Genomic DNA, 525 nt, shown 5'->3' with positions numbered 1-525 from the left:
CCGGAAGTAGTTGGGGGTTGCCCCCTGTGAGATAAGGAAGTCGCTTAGCTAAAGGGAGTTTAGCTCAGCTGGGAGAGCATCTGCCTTACAAGCAGAGGGTCAGCGGTTCGATCCCGTTAACTCCCATTTTAGCGGGTGTAGTTTAGTGGTAAAACTACAGCCTTCCAAGCTGTTGTCGCGAGTTCGATTCTCGTCACCCGCTTTGAACATAGTTCAATTTACCAAGTTTTTAAGACTTGGGCGCGTAGCTCAGGTGGTTAGAGCGCACGCCTGATAAGCGTGAGGTCGGTGGTTCGAGTCCACTCGTGCCCATTGAAATATGGTCCGTTGGTCAAGGGGTTAAGACACCGCCTTTTCACGGCGGTAACACGGGTTCGAATCCCGTACGGACTATTTATTGGAGGATTACCCAAGTCCGGCTGAAGGGAACGGTCTTGAAAACCGTCAGGCGTGTAAAAGCGTGCGTGGGTTCGAATCCCACATCCTCCTTTATTATTAACGCGGGATGGAGCAGCTCGGTAGCTC

5 tRNA genes are annotated in these 525 nt (G+C 51.8%); all 5 read left to right on the top strand.

Annotated features, from left to right (window positions below):
- The first annotated feature begins 53 nt into the window (after positions 1–53).
- Positions 54–126, top strand: a tRNA-Val gene (locus QM867_RS10835).
- Between the two features lie 5 nt (positions 127–131).
- Positions 132–202, top strand: a tRNA-Gly gene (locus QM867_RS10830).
- A gap of 36 nt (positions 203–238) precedes the next feature.
- A tRNA-Ile gene (locus tag QM867_RS10825) sits at positions 239–312 on the top strand.
- 9 nt (positions 313–321) lie between these two features.
- Positions 322–393: transfer RNA gene (locus tag QM867_RS10820), tRNA-Glu, on the top strand.
- A 6-nt stretch (positions 394–399) separates the two neighbouring features.
- Positions 400–489: transfer RNA gene (locus tag QM867_RS10815), tRNA-Ser, on the top strand.
- The last annotated feature ends 36 nt before the right edge of the window (positions 490–525 follow it).

Origin of the sequence: Streptococcus infantis (assembly GCF_047463635.1) — a bacterium.
GTDB lineage: Bacteria > Bacillota > Bacilli > Lactobacillales > Streptococcaceae > Streptococcus > Streptococcus infantis_W.
The sequence above is the reverse complement of the archived record's forward strand: the minus strand, read 5'-3'. Positions and strand labels throughout refer to the sequence as shown.